The sequence below is a fragment of the Planotetraspora kaengkrachanensis genome, assembly GCF_016862895.1.
Classification (GTDB): Bacteria; Actinomycetota; Actinomycetes; order Streptosporangiales; family Streptosporangiaceae; genus Planotetraspora; species Planotetraspora kaengkrachanensis.
Genome location: NZ_BONV01000017.1, coordinates 1 through 20,257, shown reverse-complemented (window position 1 = coordinate 20,257; position 20,257 = coordinate 1). Strand labels below are relative to the sequence as shown.

At 68.5% G+C, this 20,257-nt stretch carries 15 protein-coding genes; 8 read left to right on the top strand and 7 right to left on the bottom strand.

Translation table 11 applies throughout. The features are described from left to right. Positions 1–279: 279 nt before the first annotated feature. Together Pka01_RS19365 and wecB are read right to left on the bottom strand one after the other, a co-directional pair. Positions 280–2,331 (bottom strand): glycosyltransferase family protein, encoded by a 2,052-nt coding sequence (locus Pka01_RS19365; protein WP_203884216.1) that lies wholly within the window; start codon positions 2,329–2,331, stop codon positions 280–282. A 61-nt stretch (positions 2,332–2,392) separates the two neighbouring features. Then, positions 2,393–3,520: a non-hydrolyzing UDP-N-acetylglucosamine 2-epimerase gene (gene wecB, locus Pka01_RS19360; protein ID WP_239115129.1), complete on the bottom strand. Its 1,128-nt coding sequence runs from the start codon at positions 3,518–3,520 to the stop codon at positions 2,393–2,395. Between the two features lie 56 nt (positions 3,521–3,576). Between wecB and Pka01_RS19355 the strand changes: the two genes are divergently transcribed. From Pka01_RS19355 to hisC, 7 genes are all read left to right on the top strand, one after another. Next, positions 3,577–5,220, top strand: coding sequence for a glycosyltransferase family 4 protein (locus tag Pka01_RS19355; RefSeq protein WP_239115128.1), 1,644 nt, complete (start codon positions 3,577–3,579; stop codon positions 5,218–5,220). A gap of 98 nt (positions 5,221–5,318) precedes the next feature. Then, the gene (locus Pka01_RS19350) at positions 5,319–6,581 is read left to right on the top strand and encodes a nucleotide sugar dehydrogenase (RefSeq protein WP_203884214.1); all 1,263 of its coding nucleotides are present in this window, start codon (positions 5,319–5,321) and stop codon (positions 6,579–6,581) included. Between the two features lie 13 nt (positions 6,582–6,594). Then, positions 6,595–7,683 carry a glycosyltransferase gene (locus Pka01_RS19345; protein ID WP_203884213.1) on the top strand — a complete coding sequence of 363 codons (1,089 nt, stop codon included), beginning with the start codon at positions 6,595–6,597 and terminating at the stop codon, positions 7,681–7,683. A 47-nt stretch (positions 7,684–7,730) separates the two neighbouring features. Next, a complete protein-coding gene (locus tag Pka01_RS19340) occupies positions 7,731–9,557 on the top strand; it encodes a DUF4434 domain-containing protein (protein ID WP_203884212.1) in 1,827 nt (608 codons plus the stop codon). Between the two features lie 10 nt (positions 9,558–9,567). After that, positions 9,568–10,224 carry an NUDIX hydrolase gene (locus tag Pka01_RS19335; RefSeq protein WP_203884211.1) on the top strand — a complete coding sequence of 219 codons (657 nt, stop codon included), beginning with the start codon at positions 9,568–9,570 and terminating at the stop codon, positions 10,222–10,224. A 53-nt stretch (positions 10,225–10,277) separates the two neighbouring features. Continuing rightward, complete coding sequence (locus Pka01_RS19330; RefSeq protein WP_203884210.1) at positions 10,278–11,381, top strand: acyltransferase family protein; 1,104 nt, start codon at positions 10,278–10,280, stop codon at positions 11,379–11,381. A 110-nt stretch (positions 11,382–11,491) separates the two neighbouring features. Beyond that, complete coding sequence (hisC, locus tag Pka01_RS19325) at positions 11,492–12,550, top strand: histidinol-phosphate transaminase (protein WP_203884209.1); 1,059 nt, start codon at positions 11,492–11,494, stop codon at positions 12,548–12,550. Between the two features lie 51 nt (positions 12,551–12,601). Here hisC and Pka01_RS19320 read toward each other — a convergent pair whose 3' ends face one another. The 5 genes from Pka01_RS19320 to purD all read right to left on the bottom strand — a co-directional run bounded on the left by Pka01_RS19320 (position 12,602) and on the right by purD (position 18,680). Then, on the bottom strand, positions 12,602–13,546 hold the full coding sequence (locus Pka01_RS19320) for an EamA family transporter (RefSeq protein WP_203884208.1): 945 nt from the start codon (positions 13,544–13,546) through the stop codon (positions 12,602–12,604). A gap of 56 nt (positions 13,547–13,602) precedes the next feature. Continuing rightward, the gene (locus Pka01_RS19315; RefSeq protein ID WP_203884391.1) at positions 13,603–14,832 is read right to left on the bottom strand and encodes a GTP cyclohydrolase IIa; all 1,230 of its coding nucleotides are present in this window, start codon (positions 14,830–14,832) and stop codon (positions 13,603–13,605) included. Positions 14,833–15,106: 274 nt separating this feature from the next. After that, entirely contained in the window at positions 15,107–16,384 is a 1,278-nt protein-coding gene (gene murA / locus Pka01_RS19310) for a UDP-N-acetylglucosamine 1-carboxyvinyltransferase (protein ID WP_203884207.1), read from the bottom strand. Positions 16,385–16,545: 161 nt separating this feature from the next. Then, on the bottom strand, positions 16,546–17,394 hold the full coding sequence (locus Pka01_RS19305) for a phosphoribosylaminoimidazolesuccinocarboxamide synthase (RefSeq protein WP_203884206.1): 849 nt from the start codon (positions 17,392–17,394) through the stop codon (positions 16,546–16,548). A 44-nt stretch (positions 17,395–17,438) separates the two neighbouring features. Continuing rightward, positions 17,439–18,680 (bottom strand): phosphoribosylamine--glycine ligase, encoded by a 1,242-nt coding sequence (gene purD, locus Pka01_RS19300; protein WP_203884205.1) that lies wholly within the window; start codon positions 18,678–18,680, stop codon positions 17,439–17,441. A 431-nt stretch (positions 18,681–19,111) separates the two neighbouring features. Here purD and corA point away from each other — a divergent pair, with 431 nt between their 5' ends. Continuing rightward, the gene (gene corA / locus Pka01_RS19295) at positions 19,112–20,164 is read left to right on the top strand and encodes a magnesium/cobalt transporter CorA (RefSeq protein ID WP_239115127.1); all 1,053 of its coding nucleotides are present in this window, start codon (positions 19,112–19,114) and stop codon (positions 20,162–20,164) included. Positions 20,165–20,257: the final 93 nt, after the last annotated feature.

The window sequence follows — 20,257 nt, the reverse complement described above, 5'->3', positions numbered from 1 at the left end:
TAGAGAAGGCTTGGACGACAGAACGGCCGCCCCGCCGTAGAGAGATCAGGCAGGGCGGCCGTTCAGGTGCATGATCACGATCGGTGAACCTGCAGGCCAGTCGGCGTGTGACCGAATCCGTGCATGATCACGAAACGTGTCACGGCTGGTCGGGCCGTTCATTCGCGAGCTCGTGCATGATCACCCCAAGCGGGTGGGCTGGTCAGGGCACGTGCTCGCGAGCTTGTGCATGATCACACCCAAGGTCTCGGCGGTGATCACACCTAAGGTTCCGGCGGGTCAGATCATCACGTGGGCTTCGGGGTGGCCGGCGAAGGCGAATTGGGCGTTGCGGGTCAGCACGTGGTCGGCGGCCTGCCAGGTGTGGGCGGCGGCGTCGGAGTTGCGCATGTACACGAAGTTGAACCGGTCGGCCGAGTAGATGGGGATGTTCTCCTCCTGGCAGCGCCGTACCAGGCGGGTGTCCTCGCCGGTGTTGACCGGCTCGAAGAGCATCGACCGGATGAGGTCGGCCTTGGCCGTGATGGTGCCGCCCTGGACGAGGTGGGTGTACCGGTGCTCGAGCCCGGGCAGGCGGTACACGGTGACGTCCTGGTGGGCGAAGTAGGTGTAGTGCCCGCCCTTGCCCACCAACTCCGCGTCGCTGTAGTCGAAGGCGCGCAGCAGGTCGGACAGGTAGTGCTCGCCGTAGAGGTTGTCGTCGTCCATCTTGGAGATCAGCTCGCCTTCGGCATGAGCGATCCCATGGTTGAGGACCTCGCCCAGCGTCAATGAAGCGTCGGCGTTCAGCACCTTGACCGCCGGAACGCCCGCCGCAAGGGCCTTGTCCCTGATGACGTTCGTGTCCTCGGACAGGCCGTGCAGAACCAGGATGAGCTCGAGGTTGCGGTGCTTCTGCCGCGCGACCTGGCTGATCGCGTGCTCGATCTGGCCGGGCCGGTTGGTCGGCAGGACGATGGACACCGACCGGGACCGGGAGGTGACCGGCCGGCCGACGTCGGTGAGGATCTGGTCGACCCGGTGGGAGAACAGATGCTTGTCGAACACCTCGCGCATGGCCAGGTGCCCCTGGCGGGCCCGCAGTTCGGGGCTGTTGATGAAGTACAGCGCCAGGTTGTAGGCCTCTTCCTCCGACTGTGCGACGGGGACGAGCGAGCCGAACGTCTTCTCGATCGCCCGGGACCAGCCGGACAGCACGGTGGTCGAGCAGGCCGAAAGCTCGAAGACCCGCCTGGCGCACATGGTCGGCGAGTCGATCACCGAGTTCACGTTCAGGAAGACCTTGTACATCTTGTACGCGGCGAGCATCTGCTCGTAAGGAAGCTCGCCCACGATGTGGGGGCGGTACTCCTCAGGCCACGCGTACTTGTCGTCGACCGTGCCGTTGCGGGCGAAGATGTGCAGACCGAGCTTGCGGACCGGGGCGAGGATGGTCTCCATCTGCTCGCGCCGCTCGGGGTGCTTGTCCCGGAAGTACATGCCGCCGAACACGATGTCGTACGGCCGGCCCTCCCGATTCTGGATGGGGTTGTGGATCCGCGGCTGGGCCGCGAACTGCAGGACGCCCACCCTGTCGTGACCCAAAATTTCACGATATTTCGGCACCATGTCGCCGTCGCACGTGTACACGTAGTCGAACAGCTTGGCCGTGTCGATGAAGAAGTCGAAGTTCGGCGGGTCTTCCTTGTTCCAGAAGACCGTGGGGATGCCCTCCTGCTTGCACCAGGCGATGAGATCGCGCAGTTCCTGCTTGGGGGCGTTGGTGCCGGTCATCTGGTACCGCCACCTGGTCTGGTTCCCGTGCCAGGCGGATTCGCAGAACAGCATCTCGGGACGCTTCTCGGCGAAGACCTCCCGCCAGTCGTCCTTGCCGAACTCGATCTGATCCCACTCGTAGCGGAACGCCATGCGGGAGAAGTCGTCCAGGATCACGGCGACGCGCATGTCGGGCCGCGCGACGGGTCCGTCCGGCCACTGCACGCTGGGGATGTCGACTACGGGCCCGCGCTCCTTTTCGTGCGCGATCACCTCGGTCACCCGCAGCGGCGCCTTGGGGCGGTTGCCTCCCTTGATGGCCTTGCCCAGGTCCCGGGGCAGACGGGTGTACTCGTTGGACTTCGCGGCGACCCTGAGCGCCTGGACGACCCGGAACGGACGGTTGGCCTTGAGCTTGTACAGCGCGTTGTCGGTGCGGGCCTGCTGGGTGGCGAGCTTCAGCTCCAGCTCCCGGATCCGCCGCTCGTAACGCTCGACGCTCTTGCGCTCCTCGGGCAGCCAGTTCGCCGGGCCGAGCCGCTGGAAACGTGGGGCGTCCTGAGAGTTCTCAGTCAATGCTTCGTCCCTTTACGTAAGAGCCATCGAGCGGTGACCGCCGCCACCTGCCAACGGGGAGCTAGCCGACCTTGCCTTTGGCGGCCGGGGAGAGATTGTCGCCACGCAGCCACGCCGCGATGACACGTGCGATCCTAGGTCCCGACGCGCCGTCCCAAAGCGGCGGAAGCTCACCGCTCGGCGTGGCCGCGCCGTCCGCGAGCGCCTTGGAGGCGGCGGCGGGAAGCGAGGCGGGCGTCACGAGCCGGTTGGTGCCGTGGGTGACGGTGACGGGCCGCTCGGTGTTCGGGCGGATGGTCAGGCAGGGGATGCCGAGCATGGTCGTCTCCTCCTGCACACCGCCGGAGTCGGTGACGACGAGCGCGGCGCCCCGCACGAGGGACAGGAAGTCCACGTATCCGAGCGGATCCACGATCGTCAGGTTGGGCCGGTCGACCAGCCCCGCGTCGGCGAGCCGCTGACGTCCGCGCGGGTGCAGCGGCACCACGACGGGCACCTGCTCGGCTACCTCGAGGACCGCGTTCACGAGTTCGCGGGCCGACGCGGGGTCGTCAACGTTGGCCGGCCGGTGGAGGGTCGCGACCGCGTAGCTTCCGGAGACGCCGAGGCGCTCCTGTACGGGCGCGGGGTCGAGGGTGGGCAGCGCGGAGAACAGGCTGTCGATCATCGGGTTGCCGACGAGGTGGACCTTCGCCGGGTCGACGCCCTCGGCGGCCAGGTGCGACAACGCCTCCGGCGAGGTGGCGAACAGAATGTCCGAGAGCGCGTCGGTGACGACCCGGTTGACCTCTTCGGGCATCCCCCGGTCGAACGAGCGCAGGCCGGCCTCCACGTGCGCCGTCGGCACGTGCAGCTTCGCGCAGACGAGGATCGCGGCGAGCGTGGAGTTCACGTCGCCGTAGACGACGACGAGTGACGGGGCGTGTTCGGTGATGACGTCTTCGAGACCGGTCAGCAGGGACGCCGTCTGCCGCGCGTGTGTTCCAGAACCGACGCCGAGGTTGGCGATCGGCTCGGGCAGTCCCAGGTCGGCGAAGAAGACGTCCGACATGAGAGCGTCGTAATGCTGACCGGTGTGAACGATGCCCTGGCGGACTCCGAGTTCGGTCAGCGCTCTGACCACGGGGGCTGCTTTGACGAAGTTGGGCCGGGCGCCCAGCACGTGCAGAACGAGGGCGTTCTCCGTCATTACCTCGCCTTTCATATAACCCTGGGGCAATCCGGAGCCTATGGTACGGTCACGCCGTGGATTCCGAGGCCATCAAGCCCTCCAAGGTCTCAGCGAAGTCGTCGAAGGCCGGTTTCCGGGGCTTCCTTCGCGGGTTTGTGAAGAACCCAGTCGTCGTCTCACGGGTTTTCGTGAGTAAGGTCACGTCCGACCCGGCGCGGGTCGTTCATGCCGCCACCGACGCGATGCCGACTCCGATGCGTCCCGTGGTGGGCTGGATCGCCGCACCCGCCAGGCTGACGGTGCTCAAGATCATGAGCCCCGCGCTGAACAAGGCGAAGTCCGAGTTCGACTCCGGACGGATGACGGAGGCCATCGAGCTGCTGCGCCCGCGCACCAGATGGCCGCTGGTCCGCAAGAGGATCGCGTTCTACGAGGGAGAGCGGGCGGCCATCGCGCCCGACCCCATCCCGCCCAAGCCCAGGGTCATCATGGGCGAGCGGGTGCCCGGCCGGGTTCTGCACATGGTCACCAACGCGCTGCCGTACACGCAGGCGGGTTACACCGTCCGCACGCACCGCATCGTCACCGCGCAGGCCAAGGAGGGGCTCGACCCTCACGTCGTGACGAGCTGGGGCTGGCCGATGCTCCAGGGGCACGCCGAGGCCGCGCCGTACGAGGAGATCGACGGCGTGCCCTATTACCGGCTGCTGCCGAAGGGAGAGGTCCCGTTCGAGAGCCGGGGCCGCATGATCCGCGGCGCCGCCGACGTGTCGGAACTCGTCCGGACGCTCAGGCCGCAGGTGCTGCACGCCGCGACCGACCACCGCAACGGTTCGGTCGCGCTCGCCGTGCGCGAGCGCACCGGCACGCCCTTCGTCTACGAGGTGCGCGGCTTCCTCGAGGAGACCTGGACGTCCAGGGACCCGCTCCGCATCGGGAGCGAGCGCCACGTCATGCAGCGCGACCGCGAGGCGCACATCATGCGTTCGGCCGACGCGGTCGTCACGCTGGCCGAGACGATGGCCGCCGAGATCGTCGAGCGCGGCGTCCCCCGCGAGCGCATCTTCCTCGCGCCCAACGCCGTGGACGACTCGCTGCTCACGGCGGACTACGACGGCTCCGCGTTCCGTGACATGTACGGCATCGCCAAGGACGAGATCGTCGTCGGCTCGGTGTCGAGCATCGTGGGTTATGAGGGGTTCGCGACCCTGCTGAGCGCCGCGGCTCTGCTGCGGGACGCCGGCACGCCGGTTCGGGTCCTCATCGTCGGTGACGGCGCCGAGCGGCCCGCACTGCTCGCTCAGGTCGAGCGGCTCGGTCTGCGCGACATCGCGATCCTGCCCGGACGGGTGGGGCCGGAGGAGGCCCTCCAGGCGCAGGCGGCCATCGACATCTTCGCCTGCCCCCGCGAGGACCTCCGGGTCTGCCGCCTGGTGACTCCGCTGAAGCCGGTCGAGGCGATGGCGCTCGGCAAGCCCGTTGTCCTCAGCGACCTGCCCGCGCTCTCCGAGCTCGTGGGCGCGGACGGCGCCGGCCTGCTGGTGCCGCCGGGTGACCCGGAGGCGTTCGCGAAGGCCCTCGCGGCCCTGCGCGACGACCCGGAGCGGAGGCACGTCATGGGCGAGGCGGGCAGGGCCGAGGTGGCCGCGCGCCGCACCTGGAGTAGTCTCGCGCGGACGTACCGTGGCATCTACGAGTCGCTTGCCGAATCGAGATAAACCCCCCAAATACGGATGTGCCGGTTTAGGCATTCTTGGTGTTAACTTGGGATAACCTTTGCAACCATGAAGTGTTGTCTCTCCACCCAGGTAGCGCCGTGACCAGCTTCGATCTCACGATCATCGGGTTGGGCTACGTGGGCATGCCGCTGGCCAAGGAAGCCACGGCCGCCGGGCTCCGGGTTGCAGGTCTCGACGTCGACCCTCGCAAGGTCGACGCGCTCAACGCAGGTCGTTCGTACATCGACGACCTGACCGACGCCGATCTCGACGCGATGATCTCGAGTGGCTTCACCGCCACCCTTGACGCGTCGGTGCTGGCACAGTCGCGCACCATCGTCATCTGTGTGCCGACTCCCCTTGACGAGGACCACCGTCCCGACCTGTCCGCCGTCGAAGGCGCGACACGGACGGTCGCCGAGCATCTCCAGCCGGGAACGCTCGTGGTCCTCGAATCCACTACCTGGCCCGGCACGACGGACGAGGTCGCGCGGCCGATCCTGGAGAAGTCCGGGCTCGTCGCGGGCATCGACTTCCACCTGGCGTTCTCCCCGGAGCGGATCGACCCCGGCAACGCCAAGTACGGGCTGCGCAACACGCCGAAGGTCGTCGGCGGTTACACGAGCGCCTGCAAGGACAGAGCCAGCGCCTTCTACGGGCAGTTCGTCGAGCGCGTGGTGCCGGTGAGCGGCACGCGCGAGGCGGAGATGGCCAAGCTGCTCGAGAACACCTACCGCCACGTCAACATCGCTCTCGTCAACGAGATGGCGATCTTCTGCGACGAGCTCGGCGTGAACCTGTGGGAGTCCATCGAGGCGGCGGCGACCAAGCCGTTCGGATTCCAGAAGTTCCTTCCCGGTCCGGGCGTGGGCGGCCACTGCATCCCCGTGGACCCGTCCTACCTGTCGTACACCGTGCGCAAGCTGGGCTACCCGTTCCGGTTCGTGGAGCTGGCGCAGGAGATCAACGAGCGGATGCCGTCGTACGTGGTGACTCGCGTGCAGCGTCTGCTCAACCAGACGCGCAAGGCCGTGAACGGCTCCCGCGTCCTGCTCCTCGGTGTCACGTACAAGCCGGACATCGCGGACGAACGGGAGACGCCCGCGATCCCAGTGGCGGAGGCGCTGCTGGAACTCGGCGCCGAGCTCTCGTTCTGTGACCCCCACGTCAAGGAGTGGACGGTCAAGGGGGAGCCGGTCCAGCGGGAGGCGGATCTCGCCGAGGCGCTGGCGAAGGCCGACATCACCGTCCTGCTCCAGCAGCACGCGGTGTTCGACCTCGACCTGATCGAGGAGCGGTCCAATTTAGTGCTCGACACGCGGGGCGTGCTCACTACGAGCGATCGCGTCGAGCGGTTGTAGGAGGGGTCCGTCCGTGCACGTGCTCGTCATGACGGTGGTTCATCACCCCGAAGACGCCCGGATTCTGCACCGGCAGATCCGTGCGCTCGTCGATGCCGGTCATGAGGTCACGTATGCCGCGCCGTACACCGCGCGTGGCGCCGTTCCGCGTTCCTGGGTGACAGGCGTCGACCTGCCCCGGGCCGCGGAACGGCGGCGCTTCACGGCCGTACGAGCCGCGCGCCGGCTCTTCAAGAGCATGCGCGGCCGCGTCGACCTGACGCTCATCCACGACCCGGAGCTGCTCCTGGCGGTGGCGGGGGTGCGCAGGCGCCCGCCCGTCGTCTGGGACGTGCACGAGGACACTCCCGCGACACTGTCGCTGAAGCCGTGGCTGCCGGCCTTCCTCCGTCCGCCGGTGCGTTTCCTGGCCCGGCTGATGGAGGGGACGGCGGAACGCCACCTGCATCTGCTGCTGGCGGAGACCGCCTACACCGGGCGGTTCCGCAAGCCCCACCCCGTGGTGCCGAACGACACCTGGGTGCCCGACACCGTGAGTCCTCCGGGGGACGACCGGGTGGTCTACCTCGGCTGGTTGTCGGAGGCCCGCGGCGTCCACGAGGCCATCGAGGCGGCCCGCATCCTCCAGCCGCAGAAGGTGACGGTCGAGCTGATCGGTTACGCCGATCCGCGGACGCGTCCCGTCCTGAAGGAGGCCGTCGAACAGGGCATCCTCGAGTGGCGTGACTTCATGCCCAACGACGAGGCCCTGAAGCGGCTCGACGGAGCCCTCGCGGGGCTCTCGCTTCTGCACGACGAGCCCAACTACCGGCACTCGATGCCCACCAAGATCGTCGAGTACATGGCTCACGGGGTCCCCGTCATCACGACGCCCTCGCCGAGAGCCGTCGAGCTTGTGGAACGTTACCGATCCGGTGCCGTGGTCCCCTGGCGGGACGCCGCGGCCATCGCACGCGTCGTGCTCCGGTTGCGTGACGACGCCGTGGAACGGGCGGAGACGAGTGCGCGCGGCTACGCCGCCGCTCGGGCGAACCACCACTGGCCGAACTCGGCACCGCGATTCGTCGGGCACTTGGAGGAGTGGGCGGGCGTTAAGAGTTAAGACATCGGTTGCGATATGTCTAACTCGACGGGCGGTAGTGTTCGAGCGTGCGCGGCCTTTCTGTGATCGTGGGCTTGGTGGTCCTCCTCGGCGTCGCCGTCGCCGTGACGGTGTTCCGGCACGACCCCGGGGAGTCCCGCGCAGCCGAAGTGAGAACGACAGGCCCGGCCGTCGCGAGGGCCACGAAGAGTCCGAGCCCGAGCCCGAGCCCGACTCCGAGTGTCGACGCCTGCGGCACCTCCAACGCGCCGTCGCCCGTGAAGTATCCGGTGACCGGCTTCTGGGTGATGCCGAACAAGGACTCCTGCACCTGGCAGCGCCAGTTCGAGGGGGTCCACCAGGTCGGTGGCGACACGGTCATCCGGTTCGGATTCAGGCTCTCGTCGCGAGAGCTCGACGCCCACGGCCGGATCCTCGCCGAGGGCTCCCCGAAGAAGGCGAAGCCCGACGCTCGCTACGCCAAGTGCGAGGAGAACGGGGTCGCCTGTGCGCGGGCGGCGGAGAAGGCCCTCAAGGCCCTCAACCCCGCCAACAGGATCGCCCGGACCTACGTCTACGACACCGATGAGCGGTTCGGTCCGAGCATCTTCCGCTGCCCGTCGGTGGAGCACAAGATCACTGTCGGCGCCTCGGTGTTCTACCGGCTGATCGTCTCGCCGGACGGGTCGGACGACGCCTCCTGCGACTTCTCGAAGGGATCGGGTTATGACCTGATCCTGGTCTCGGGCGGTAAGACGGACAGCCTCAGCGAGTTGCTCGACCTGGGTGACCGGTTCGGGATCAAGGTCTTCCCCTCGCTTCCTCCCTCGCCGCGTGATCCGGGCGACGTCCAGGCGGACGCGGAGCACGTCGGTCCCCTGGCGGAACTGACCCGGCGGGTCATGCGGGACTACGCGGAGCGTTTCAAGGGACGCACCTCGCTTGGCGGCGTGTATCAGGCCTTCGAACTGGCGCTGAGGGACTGGCCCAAACCGGATGACGTGGGCACGCTCAAGGTGTACGCCGCGCAGAACCGCGTCGTCCGGGAGGAGCTGCCAGGCGTACCGATCCTGGTCAGCCCGTATATGGACGCCCGCAAGAAGGTCAGCTACTCTCCGACGCCGGCTCAGGTGGCCGATGGTTTCAAGGTCCTCGCCAAGACCGGTATGGACATCATCGCGCCCCAGGACGGCCGGGGCACCGGCAAGCTGGGCCTGTTCTGGCCGAACTGGACGGACCGGCCGGTGGACCCGCGGCTCAAGCCCGTCGTGGGCGACACGACGTACGACGAGGCCTACATCGCGGCGACCCGCGGATACTTCGCGGCGATGTCCGTCGCGCGCGACGAACTGGGCAAGGAGGGCGTGAAGGTCCAGCTCTGGGCCAACCTGGAGGCGTTCCAGCCGACGCCGGTGGGACGGTGCGGAGACCAGGACGCTCGCGGGAACATCGACAAGCCTCGGCTCGACACCCAGATAACGCTCGCCGGGCCGTACGTCTCAAAGATCATCTCGTGGATGTGGACGGGGTTCTACACCTGTGGATCGCCGCCGCTGTCGCGGCAGATCGCCCAAGACTGGGACCGGCCGATCCCCATCGCCGCGAACAGGCAGTCGCGGCAGCCCAGGGAGGGGTTGCAGGTCACCGGATATCACCTCGGCGAGGCGGTGGTCAGCGTGTCCTGGGCCGCGCTCAAGGAGCCACGGCGGATGGACCCCACGGAGGTCGGTTCGTATGACGCCACTCCGATCGCCGGGCTGCCGCAGGGCGCGGAGAGGGTCTGGGTGCCGCTCGACTGGGCCACCGTCCCGAAGAACGCCTGGGTGAAGGTCGAGGTCACCTCGGCGGACGGGCGCAAGGCGGCGGAACCGGTCTATTACTACAACGGCGTGTAGCGTGCCTTCCATGATCCCGCGAATACCTGTCAGCGTGGATCTGGTCGTCCTCACTGTCAGGAGCCAGGAGTTGAGCGCGCTCGTGTGGCGGCGCGACAATCCGCCGTACGAAGGCCGCTGGGCGCTGTCGGGCGGGTTCATCCAGCTGGAGGAGGATCTGCCCGCCGCCGCCGCCCGCGTCCTCGCCGAACGTGCCGGGCTGCCCGGCGCCCCCGTCCATCTGGAGCAACTCCAGACGTACGGGTATCCCGACCGGGACCCCCGTCAGCGGGTGGTCAGCGTGGCCTACCTCGGGCTCGCGCCCGACCTGCCGGCGCCCACCGAGGCGCACATGAGCTGGCAGCCGGTCGCCTCGCTGACGAGCATGGCGTTCGACCATCGCCGGATCATGCTCGACGGGGTCGAACGGGCCAGGGCCAAGCTGGAGTACACCTCGCTGGGTGCGGCGTTCTGCCCGTCGGAGTTCACCGTGGCCGAGTTGCGACGGGTGTACGAGATCGTCTGGGGCCGCCCCCTCGACCCGCGGAACTTCCACCGGAAGGTGACCAAGACCGAGGGTTTCCTCATGCCCACCGGACGCACCACGACCAGGGACGGCGGCCGTCCGGCGATGCTCCACCGCCGTGGTCCGGCGGTGCTGCTGCATCCGCCCATGCTTCGCGTATAGCCACTTGTCAGGAGCTTTCTCGCGTAGCTGATGCTGACGATATATTCCGGCATATGCTTGATTCCGCCCCCCGTGTCACGGCTCCGCCGGTCAAGGCGCCTGCCCCCCCACGCCTGCGGGTTCTCGACCTGCTCCGGTTCTGCGCGGCGCTGGCAGTGGTGCTCTTCCACTACGGGGAGACGCGAGCCTGGGGCACGACGCACGCCTTCCCCACCTTGAGCCTGGTCACCATGTTCGGCGTCTACGGCGTACGGCTCTTCTTCATCATCAGCGGATTCGTGATCCTCATGAGCGCCTGGGGGCGGCGTCCGGGCGCGTTCGTGGCCTCGCGGATCGCACGGCTCTACCCGGCGTACTGGGCGAGTGTGATCATTCTCGGGGCGCTGGCCCTCGGCGGCCTGATCACCGACCACCGGCCCACCCTGACCGAGCTGCTGGGCAACCTCACCATGCTTCAGCACGGACTCAAGATCCGTGACCTGGAGATCGTGTACTGGACGCTCTGGCTGGAGCTGGTGTTCTACGCCCTGATCGCCTGTTTCACGGCGATCGGCATCACCTATCACCGGTGCCTGGCGTTCCTCGGCGGCTGGGTGTTCCTCCTGGTGATCGCGCACCAGGTGAACTCGGAACTGCTCGAGGCGGTGCTGATTCCCTGGGGCGCGCCCTACTTCATCGCGGGCATGGCCCTGTTCCTGATCCACCGTTTCGGCGGGTCGCTGTTCCCCTGGCTCTTCGTGGCCGTCGGCTGGACGCTGGCCGTCATCCAGGAGCTCAAGGCCGGTCCCGCCATCGTGGACCGGCTGGGCGAGGGGCTGGGGACCGCCCTCGTGATCGGCGTCATCTCTCTCATCTTCCTGGTCATGATCCTCGTGGCGCTCGGCAGGTTCGACCGGTTCGACTGGAAGTGGCTGACCACGGCGGGAGCGCTGACCTTCCCGCTCTACCTGTTCCACCACCACATCGGGTTCCTGCTGATCGACTGGCTGCACGAGCCGCTCGGCAACCGGGTGACCCTCCCGTTGGTCGTGCTGATCGCCCTGGGCGTCTCTTACGCGGTGTACCGATTCGTGGAGAAGCCTCTGCAACCCCGGCTCAGGGCGGCGCTCGAGCGCTCGCTTCGTGCGGACGGTGGGCACGATCGGCAGGGCGGGTAGACCTCACCCCGGGGCGTCCGGCTCGTCCGCCGTCACGATCCCCGTGGTCCCATACGGTTGGATCTCGGCGGGTTGCGGGGCCGTCCCACCCATCTCCTAAGGTAAGGAACATGCCTCGTTTTCGCGCGATCCTGGACACGATGCCGGCCTACAAGCCGGGCAAGACCGTGGTTTCCGCGGAGGGCCGGTCGTTCAAGCTCTCCTCCAACGAGAGCCCGTACGAGCCGCTGCCCTCCGTCGTCGAGGCGATCGCGAAGGCGGCCACTCAGATCAACCGCTATCCCGATCCCGGGTCGGTGAAACTCACCGAGGCACTCGCGGCGCGGTTCGGCGTGCCGTACGACCACGTCGCCCTGGGCGGGGGTTCGGTGGCGGTGGCCCAGCAGGTGCTGGAGGCCGTCGGAGAGCCGGGGGCCGAGGTCATGTACGCCTGGCGGTCCTTCGAGGCATACCCGACGCTCGCCAGCCTCGCCGGGGTCGTCTCGGTCGAGGTCCCGCTCGTGGACGAGACCCACGACCTCGACGCCATGGCCGACGCGGTGACGCCCGAGACGCGTCTGATCTTCGTCTGCAATCCGAACAACCCGACGGGCACGGTAAACCGTTCGGCAGAGCTGCGCGGGTTCCTCGACCGGGTGCCCGAGAACGTGCTGGTGGTCCTGGACGAGGCCTACCGGGAGTACGTCCGGGACGTCGACGTGCCCGACGGGCTGACCTTCTATCGCGAGCGGCCCAATGTCGCGGTCCTGCGGACGTTCTCCAAGGCGTACGGCCTGGCCGGGCTGCGCGTCGGTTACCTGATCGGCCACGCGCCGGTGGCGGCCGCCGTCAGGAAGACGTTGCTGCCGTTCGCGGTCAACCACCTCGCGCAGACCGCGGCCCTGGCGTCCCTCGACGCCGAAGACGAGCTGCTCGAGCGGGTCGAGTCCGTCGTCAAGGAGCGCACCCGTGTGCGGGAGACCCTGATCGCGCAGGGCTGGACGGTGCCCCCCACCGAGGCCAACTTCGTGTGGCTGCGTCTCGGCGACCGCACCATGGAGTTCGCCGACCTGTGCGCCGAGAGCGGCGTGGCCGTCCGTCCCTTCGCGGGTGAGGGCGCGCGCATCTCGATCGGCGACGTGGAGGCCAACGACACCTTCCTCGCCGCCGCCGAGGCGTTCAGGCGCTGACCACGCGGCCTGAGCTCGTCCGTGAGCTCACGAACGAGCTCACGGACGAGCTCACAGCCCTGGTTCCGGGGAGCCGACGCGTGGCTGACCCGCGTCCTTTCGAGGGGCCGGCTTGGTCCGCTCGGTGGAGACCACGAGGGCCACGCCGACCACGATGAGCGCTCCGGCCAGCAGCATGGCGTGCGTCACCTGCTCGCCCACGATGGCCGTGCCCAGGAGCACCGCGACCACCGGGTTCACGTACGCGTACGTCGACACGAGCGAGATGGGCGCGTTGCCCAGCAACCACACGTACGACGTGAAGGCGACCAGCGATCCGGCGACGACCAGGTAGGCAACGGCCAGCCAGGAGCGCCCGGTCACGGCCCCGATGTCGAGCCGCTCGCCGAACGAGGTGCCCAGCACCAGGAGACCCACGCCTCCGGCGACCATCTCGATGGTGCTGGCCATGAACGGATCCTTCGGCATCGAGATCCGCGGTGACAGGAAGGAGCCGAGCGACCAGGACACCGAGGCCAGCAGGATCACGAGGATCCCGACGGTGCCCGCCGACGTCCCGCCGCCCAGTGACAGGCCCGCCACGCCGACGAAGCCCACGAGCACCCCGGCCATCGTCAGCATGTGCGGCCGGTCGCGGACGACCATCCGCAGCACGATCAGCCACAACGGCACCGACGCCACGAGCAGGGCGGCCAGGCCACTGGAGATGTACTGCTCCGCCAGGGCCACCATGCCGTTGCCGGCGGTCAGCAGGAGCAGCCCGACGAGCGCGGCGCCGCCGAACTCCCGCCAGGTGATCCGGTACGCCGCGAACCCCTTCCGGACGAGCAGCACCGTCCCCAGGATCAGCGAGGCCGTGATGAAACGGAGCCCGCCGCTGAGCAGGGGAGGGATGCTCTCGGTGGCGAACTTGATGGCGAGATACGTCGAACCCCAGATCACGTAGACAGCGGCAAGCGCCAACCAGACCCGGATGTCACGACCGTTCCGTCCCATGGGTCATGACAATATCGCCTGAATCAGACAATACAGACGGCGCACCTGACGAAGGCTCAGCGACTGAGCTTCTCCACGATCAGCCGGTACAACTGGCGCGGCCGGCCGGGCTGCGGAGTGCGGTTCGGCGGAAGCGGCCACGCGAGTCCCTCGTCAACCAGCGTGCGCAACAACCGCCGAGCCGTGCGGGGTGTGACGCCGAGCATCCGCCCGGCCCCCTCCGCGTCCACGACCGTGTCCCCGCCCTCGAGCTTGGCGGCCAGGCGGGCGAGAACCTCGACACCGCGGGGCTTGGCCGGCCCGCCCGACTGGGGCGGCATCCGGGGCGGTGGCACGAGCGCCCTGCCCTCCCGGTCCACCGCGAAGCCCTGAGCCTGTTTGCCGCCCTGGCTCCGGGTCAGCGCGCCCCGTGCGTGGGTCTCCGCGTCATGGGTCGTACGGCCCATGCCGACGCCCACCTCGACGGCCAGCCCCAGCTCCTCGCGGATCCTGGCCGCGAACGGCAGGACCCGGAAGCCGTCGGTGGCCGCGGCGATCGAACCCTTCGTCGCCACCACCAGATAGCTGTGATCGTCGATGGGCCACACGCTCGCGTTGATCCGGTTGGCCTCCTGAACCAGCAGCCGATGCAGGGACAGTCGCAGTTCGTCGCGCCAGTAACGCGGGGAGGCCCGCCGTACGGGCTCGCGCAGCGTCGGCACCTCCACCAGGATGACGGTGAGCTGCGACTCCTCCAGCCGGTGCCGGGCGCCGAGCAGGCCCGCGGTGTGCAGAGCGGAACGGATCGCGGCCGACGTCGGCCGGATCGGGATGGCCGGTACCCCCGCGGCGGACAGCCGGTCGGCGACCGCCTGGACGCACGTCAGCACGCCCGTCGTGACGCCCTGACGCAGCAGCCGCTCGTGGAAGGCCGTGATGGTGCCCGTCGCCCCCGGCTCGTCACGGCTGTGGACGTCGCCGGAAGGGAGGTTCAGATCGGAGTAGGCCTCATCGATCTCCGACCGGTTCAGCACGTCGATGCTCACCCGCCGGGGATCGATGCGGTCGTCCATCATCGCGCGTGCGATCGCCGAGACCAGCGCGGCGCCGCCGAGTTGCACGTGCGTGGCGGGCACCGTCAGGACCCCCGCCCGCCGGGCCAACTCGAACGGGACCGGGCTGGCGAACAGGCAGGCGTCCACACCGGGACCGAGCCGGGTCACCTTGTCGGCCGCCTCCTGCTCGTCCCGATAGGCGGCGGCGACCAGCCGGCAGGGTACCGGAGCCGCCGCATGTCCCATGAGCATCACCCGCTCGACGAGGTCGTGCGACCCCACCACGCCGATGGTGAGGTCCGGCGTCCCCGCGCTCAGGCGCGACCCGCGCGGAGTGTCTTCCGTGCGTTCGACCAATGTTCGTCCCATCCCACGAGCCCTCGTTGTTGTGGTTCTCTTTGGAACGATCGCTGGTTAAGGCCGTAATGTCACGCCCGGATTTGCCGGAATGCCATTCTGGGAGGGGGTGGCGGTTCTGGTGAATTTAATGTTTCCGCTGGTCGAGCGGATAATTGGGTTTGTGGACTCAGCCCTCACTCAAAGGGGAAATTTCCCGTTCCACATCTGCGCCGAGTGCCTGCATACGCTGAGCCAGGGCCGCGTGTCCCCGATCGATGAGATATCCGGAGTCGATCGTCGTCTCTCCGTCGGCCGCGAGGCCGGCGAGAACGAGCGCGATTCCGGACCGCAGATCGTGGGCGGTCACTTCGGCGCCGTGCAACGGCGTGGGTCCGTGGACCACCGCGCGGCTTCCGTCGACCTCGATTCTGGCGCCCATCTTGTTGAGCTCCCCCGCGAGCGCGAAGCGCCCGTCGAAGATGCGCTCGTGGATGTAGCTGGAGCCGTCCGCGAGGCAGGCCACCGTCATGAGCGGCGACTGGAGGTCGGTCGCGAAGCCCGGGTAGGTGTCGGTGATCACGTTGATCGGGCGCAGGTTGCGGTCGCGCCGGACGTGGAGGACGGCGCCGTCGGTCTCGAACTCGACGCCCATCTGCTCCAGCTTCCACCGGACGACGCCGAGGTGCTCCAGCGAGGCGCCGACGAGGTTCACCTCGCCGCCCGTGATGGCGGCGGCCATCGCGAAGACGCCGGCGTCGAGCCGGTCCGGCATCACGGTGTGCTCGACCGCGGTCAGTTCGTCGACGCCCTCGACCGTGATGAAGCCGGTCCCCCCACCGCTGATCTTGGCGCCCATGCGGGTGAGCATCCCGATCACGTCGAGGACCTCGGGCTCCAGGGCCGCGTTCTCGATGATCGTGGTGCCCTTGGCGAGCGCCGCCGCCATGATGAGGTTCTCGGTGCCCGTGTGGGAGGGCGTGTCGAGGTAGAGGGAGTGGCCGACGAGCCCGGCCGCCTTGATGTGGATGACACTCTCGCCCTCGTCCACGATCGCGCCGAGGCGCTTGTAGCCGAGGTAGTGGAAGTCCAGGTTCCTGCTGCCGAGGTTGCAGCCGCCGATTCCCTCGATGACCGCCTCGCCGAGCCGGTGCAGCAGGGCGGGGACGAACAACACGGAGCCGCGGAACCGTCGCGCGATGTCGGCGGGGAGGACCGGGCTGGTGAGCCGGGACGCGTCGATCACCAGCGTCCGCTCGGTCTCGTGGAACTCCACTTTGGCGCCTACGGCCTCCGCGAGCTCGACGGCTCTGCGCACGTCCTCGATCACGGGTACGTTGCGCAGCACCGTGCGGCCCTCCGAGGCGAGCAGCGCCGCCCCGATCATGGGCAGTACGGCGTTCTTCGCGCCCTGGATGAAGGCGGTTCCACGCAGTACGTTGCCACCGCGCACGCGGTAACGAACCATGAATGAGACTCCTAAGTCGGGGGAAGTGGGGGACCCGCAATATGGCGGCAGCCACGCCGTCGGCCCAGAGTAGCCGCTATCCCGAGCGTTTCGTGGGGGAACAACCCCCGGAAGGCCTTAGATGGAGCTCCATGCCACTGATGCGGGTGTGACGGGAGTGACTAACTCCTGAAGGCTGATCCGGTCAGTTGTTCGTACGCCTCCACGTAACGCTGTCGCGTACGTTCGACGACCTTTTCGGGCAGCGGCGGGGGCGCCTCGCCGGAATTCCTGTCCCAGCCGGATTCGGGGGAGACCAGCCAGTCCCTGACGTACTGCTTGTCGAACGACGGTTGCGGCCGTCCCGGCTCCCAGAGCTCCTGCGGCCAGAAACGGGAGGAGTCCGGCGTCAGGATCTCGTCGCCCAGGGTCAGCACGCCGTCGGCGTCCCAACCGAGCTCGATCTTCGTGTCGGCCAGGATGATGCCCCGCTCCAGGGCGATCTCGGCGCCGCGGGTGTAGACGTCGAGTGTGATCTGCCGGAGCCTGTCGGCGACCTCCGCGCCCACTTCGCCGACGACCTGGTCGAACGTCATCGGCTCGTCGTGCAGGCCCGTCGGGGCCTTGGTCGAGGGGGTGAAGATCGGCTCGGGCAGCCGCGACCCGTTGTCGAGGCCGGGCGGGAGCCGTACGCCGGAGACGACGCCGTCCGCGCGGTACTCGAGCAGGCCGCCGCCGGTCAGGTAGCCGCGGGCGACGCACTCGACCGGCACCATGTCCAGCCGTCGGCACAGGACGCCCCGGCCCGCGAACTCGGCAGGCACGTCCGTCGAGACCACGTGGTTGGGGACCACGTCCTTGAGCTGGTCGAACCACCACAACGACAGGCGCGTCAGTATCTCCCCCTTGTCGGGGATGCCGGGTTCGAGCACATAGTCGAACGCGGAGATCCGATCCGAGGCCACCATCAGCAGCAGCCCGTCGTCGGTCTCATACAGGTCGCGGACCTTGCCGGAGTGGAGGTGCTTCACCGTCCCGAGTTTATTCGGCCCCGCACAGGCCCGAACCGGCCGGGTCAGCCGCCGGCCGCGGCCGACAGCGCGATGTCGGACCGGTGGTGGGAACCGCGCATCGAGATCTTCTCGAGCGCCTCGTAGGCCGCCGCCCGGGCCTGCGCGAGGTCCTCGCCGGTGCCGATCACGTTGAGCACCCTGCCGCCGTTCGACACCAGCCGGCCGCCGTCCAAGGCGGTGCCCGCGTGCAGGACGTACGCGTTCGAGGCCTTCACCGGGAGCCCTTCGATGACGTCGCCCTTCACCGGGTCGGCCGGGTAGTTCTCCGCCGCGACCACCACGGTCACGGCCGCGCCCTCCCGCCAGCGGAGGGGGCCGTGCGCCGCGAGGTCTCCCGTCGCGCACGCGAGCAGCAGGCCCGCCAGCGGCGTCGCCAGCCGGTCGAGCACGACCTGCGTCTCCGGGTCGCCGAACCTGGCGTTGAACTCGATGACCCGCGGCCCGGCCTTCGTGAGGGCGAGCCCCGCGTACAGGACCCCGGTGTACGGCATGCCGCGCCGGGCGAGTTCGGCGACCGTCGGGCTGACGACCTCGGCCATGACCTGCTCGGTGAGGTCCGCGGGCGCCCAGGGCAGTGGCGTGTAGGCGCCCATGCCGCCGGTGTTCGGGCCCTCGTCCCCGTCGTGGGCGCGCTTGAAGTCCTGTGCCGGCTGGAGCGGCACGGCCGTCAGACCGTCGCACAACGCGAACAGCGACACCTCGGGACCGTCGAGATACTCCTCCACGACGACCCGTTCGCACGCCCGGGCGTGGGCCAGCGCCTCGTCGCGGTCGCCGGTCACGACGACGCCCTTGCCCGCGGCCAGGCCGTCGTCCTTCACGACGTACGGCGGGCCGAACGTGTCGAGCGCCGCGGCGACCTCCTCCTCCGTCGTGCAGGTGAACGCCCGTGCGGTGGGGACCCCGGCGGCCACCATGACGTCCTTGGCGAACGCCTTGGACCCCTCGATCGCGGCCGGCTCGCGCGACGGGCCGAAGCAGGGGATGCCCTGCGCCCGGACGGCGTCGGCGACGCCCGCGACCAGCGGGGCCTCCGGGCCGATGACGACCAGGTCGGCCCCCAGCCGTACGGCCAGAGCGGAGACGGCCGCTCCGTCCGTGGGTGTCACGGGGTGCAGAGTCGCCACTTCCGCGATCCCGGCGTTGCCGGGGGCGCAGTGGAGCTCTGAGACGGCCGGGTCGAGTCGGAGGGCGCGGCACAGAGCATGCTCGCGGCCCCCGGATCCGATGACGAGAACGCGCACGTGTCCATTGTCGCGCCGTTTACACGGCGCTCGTTCCGCCCGAGCGGGCGCCGTGCCCGATTCGCTGGAGGTGCCGGGCGAATTTCACGAGTGGTGCATGATCTCACTGGGGGGTTGGGTACGCTCAAAAGGCGGCCATCCCTCGTATGTGGTAACTTGGGCGGGCTTCGTCCCCTCTCGTGGCGATTGGAGGTGGTTCGGGATGAATTCTGGTGATCCCGTCAGTACGTGCTCGCGCACGTGCGACGTGCGCACTCCCGACCACTTCACAACTGAGCCCGAGGGGCAGTTCACGCCTTAATAAGGGGTGACATTACGTCGCGCGTGGAGCGTGCTGACTCGGGCGGGAAGGGACCGCCATGCGCTCTACTGCTATTTTCCCTCGTATTACCAGAAATGCCCGGGTAATTCCCACGCGTCTCAGCACGTCCGTGATCAACCCCCCGGAGAAGCTGAGCGGCCCGTGTGTACCGCCGAGCAAGTCCCTCGTCGAGTTCGGCGCGTACATCGGCGGCAGTAAGGTCGCAGCCGACGGCATCGCGGAGGCTGTGCACCTCGTCCGGACGCACAACGCCGGCAAGCCCATCCCCGACGCGTACGTGTGGGTCGGCCTGTACGAGCCGGCGGCGCCCGAGGTCGAATGGCTGGCCGACGTGTTCGGCCTGCACCCCCTGGCGGTCGAAGACGCGATCAAGGCCCACCAGCGGCCCAAGGTCGAGCGGTACGGCGACTCCCTGTTCGTCGTGCTCAAGACCGTCGCCTTCCTCGATCACGAGGTGCTGACCGCCACCAGTGAGATCATCGGCACCGGCGAAATAATGATCTTCGTGGGCCCCGACTTCGTCGTGACCGTACGGCACGGCAGGCACTGTCCCCTCGCCGACGTCAGGGAGAGGCTCGAGGACAAGCCGAAGGTGCTCGGCCGCGGGCCGACCGGTGTGCTGCACGCCATCGCCGACCACGTCGTCGACAAGTACCTCCAGGTCGCCGACCTCATGCAGGCCGAGCTCGAAGAGGTCGAGGCGGCGGTCTTCGCCGAGGTCAGCTCGCGCGACATCAACCGCATCTACCAGCTCAAGCGGGAGATGCTCGAGCTCAAGCGGGCCGTCGCCCCCCTGCAGACGCCGTTCAACGCCCTTCCCCAGAGGCGCATGATCCCGTCGGACATGCGGGAGTACTTCCGCGACGTCGGCGACCACCTGGCCCGCGTGTGCGAGCAGGTTCAGGCGTCGAACGAGCTTTCCGACTCCATCCTGCAGGCCGCGCTCGCGCGCTCGAACGCGCTCGCCAACGAGGACATGCGGAAGATCTCCTCCTGGGTCGCGATCATCTCGGTTCCCACGATGATCGCGGGCATCTACGGGATGAACTTCGATCACATGCCCGAACTGCGGGCCGCCTACGGATATCCCGTCGTGATCGGGCTCATGGTCGTCGCCTGCACGCTGCTCCACCGAGCCTTCCGCCGCAACGGCTGGCTCTGACCCCCCCGCCCGGGGGGCCGGGGCGGGCGGAGGGCCGGGGGCCGAGGGGATTTTGCGGGGATGAGTTTTGCGGGGATGAGTTTTGCGGGGATG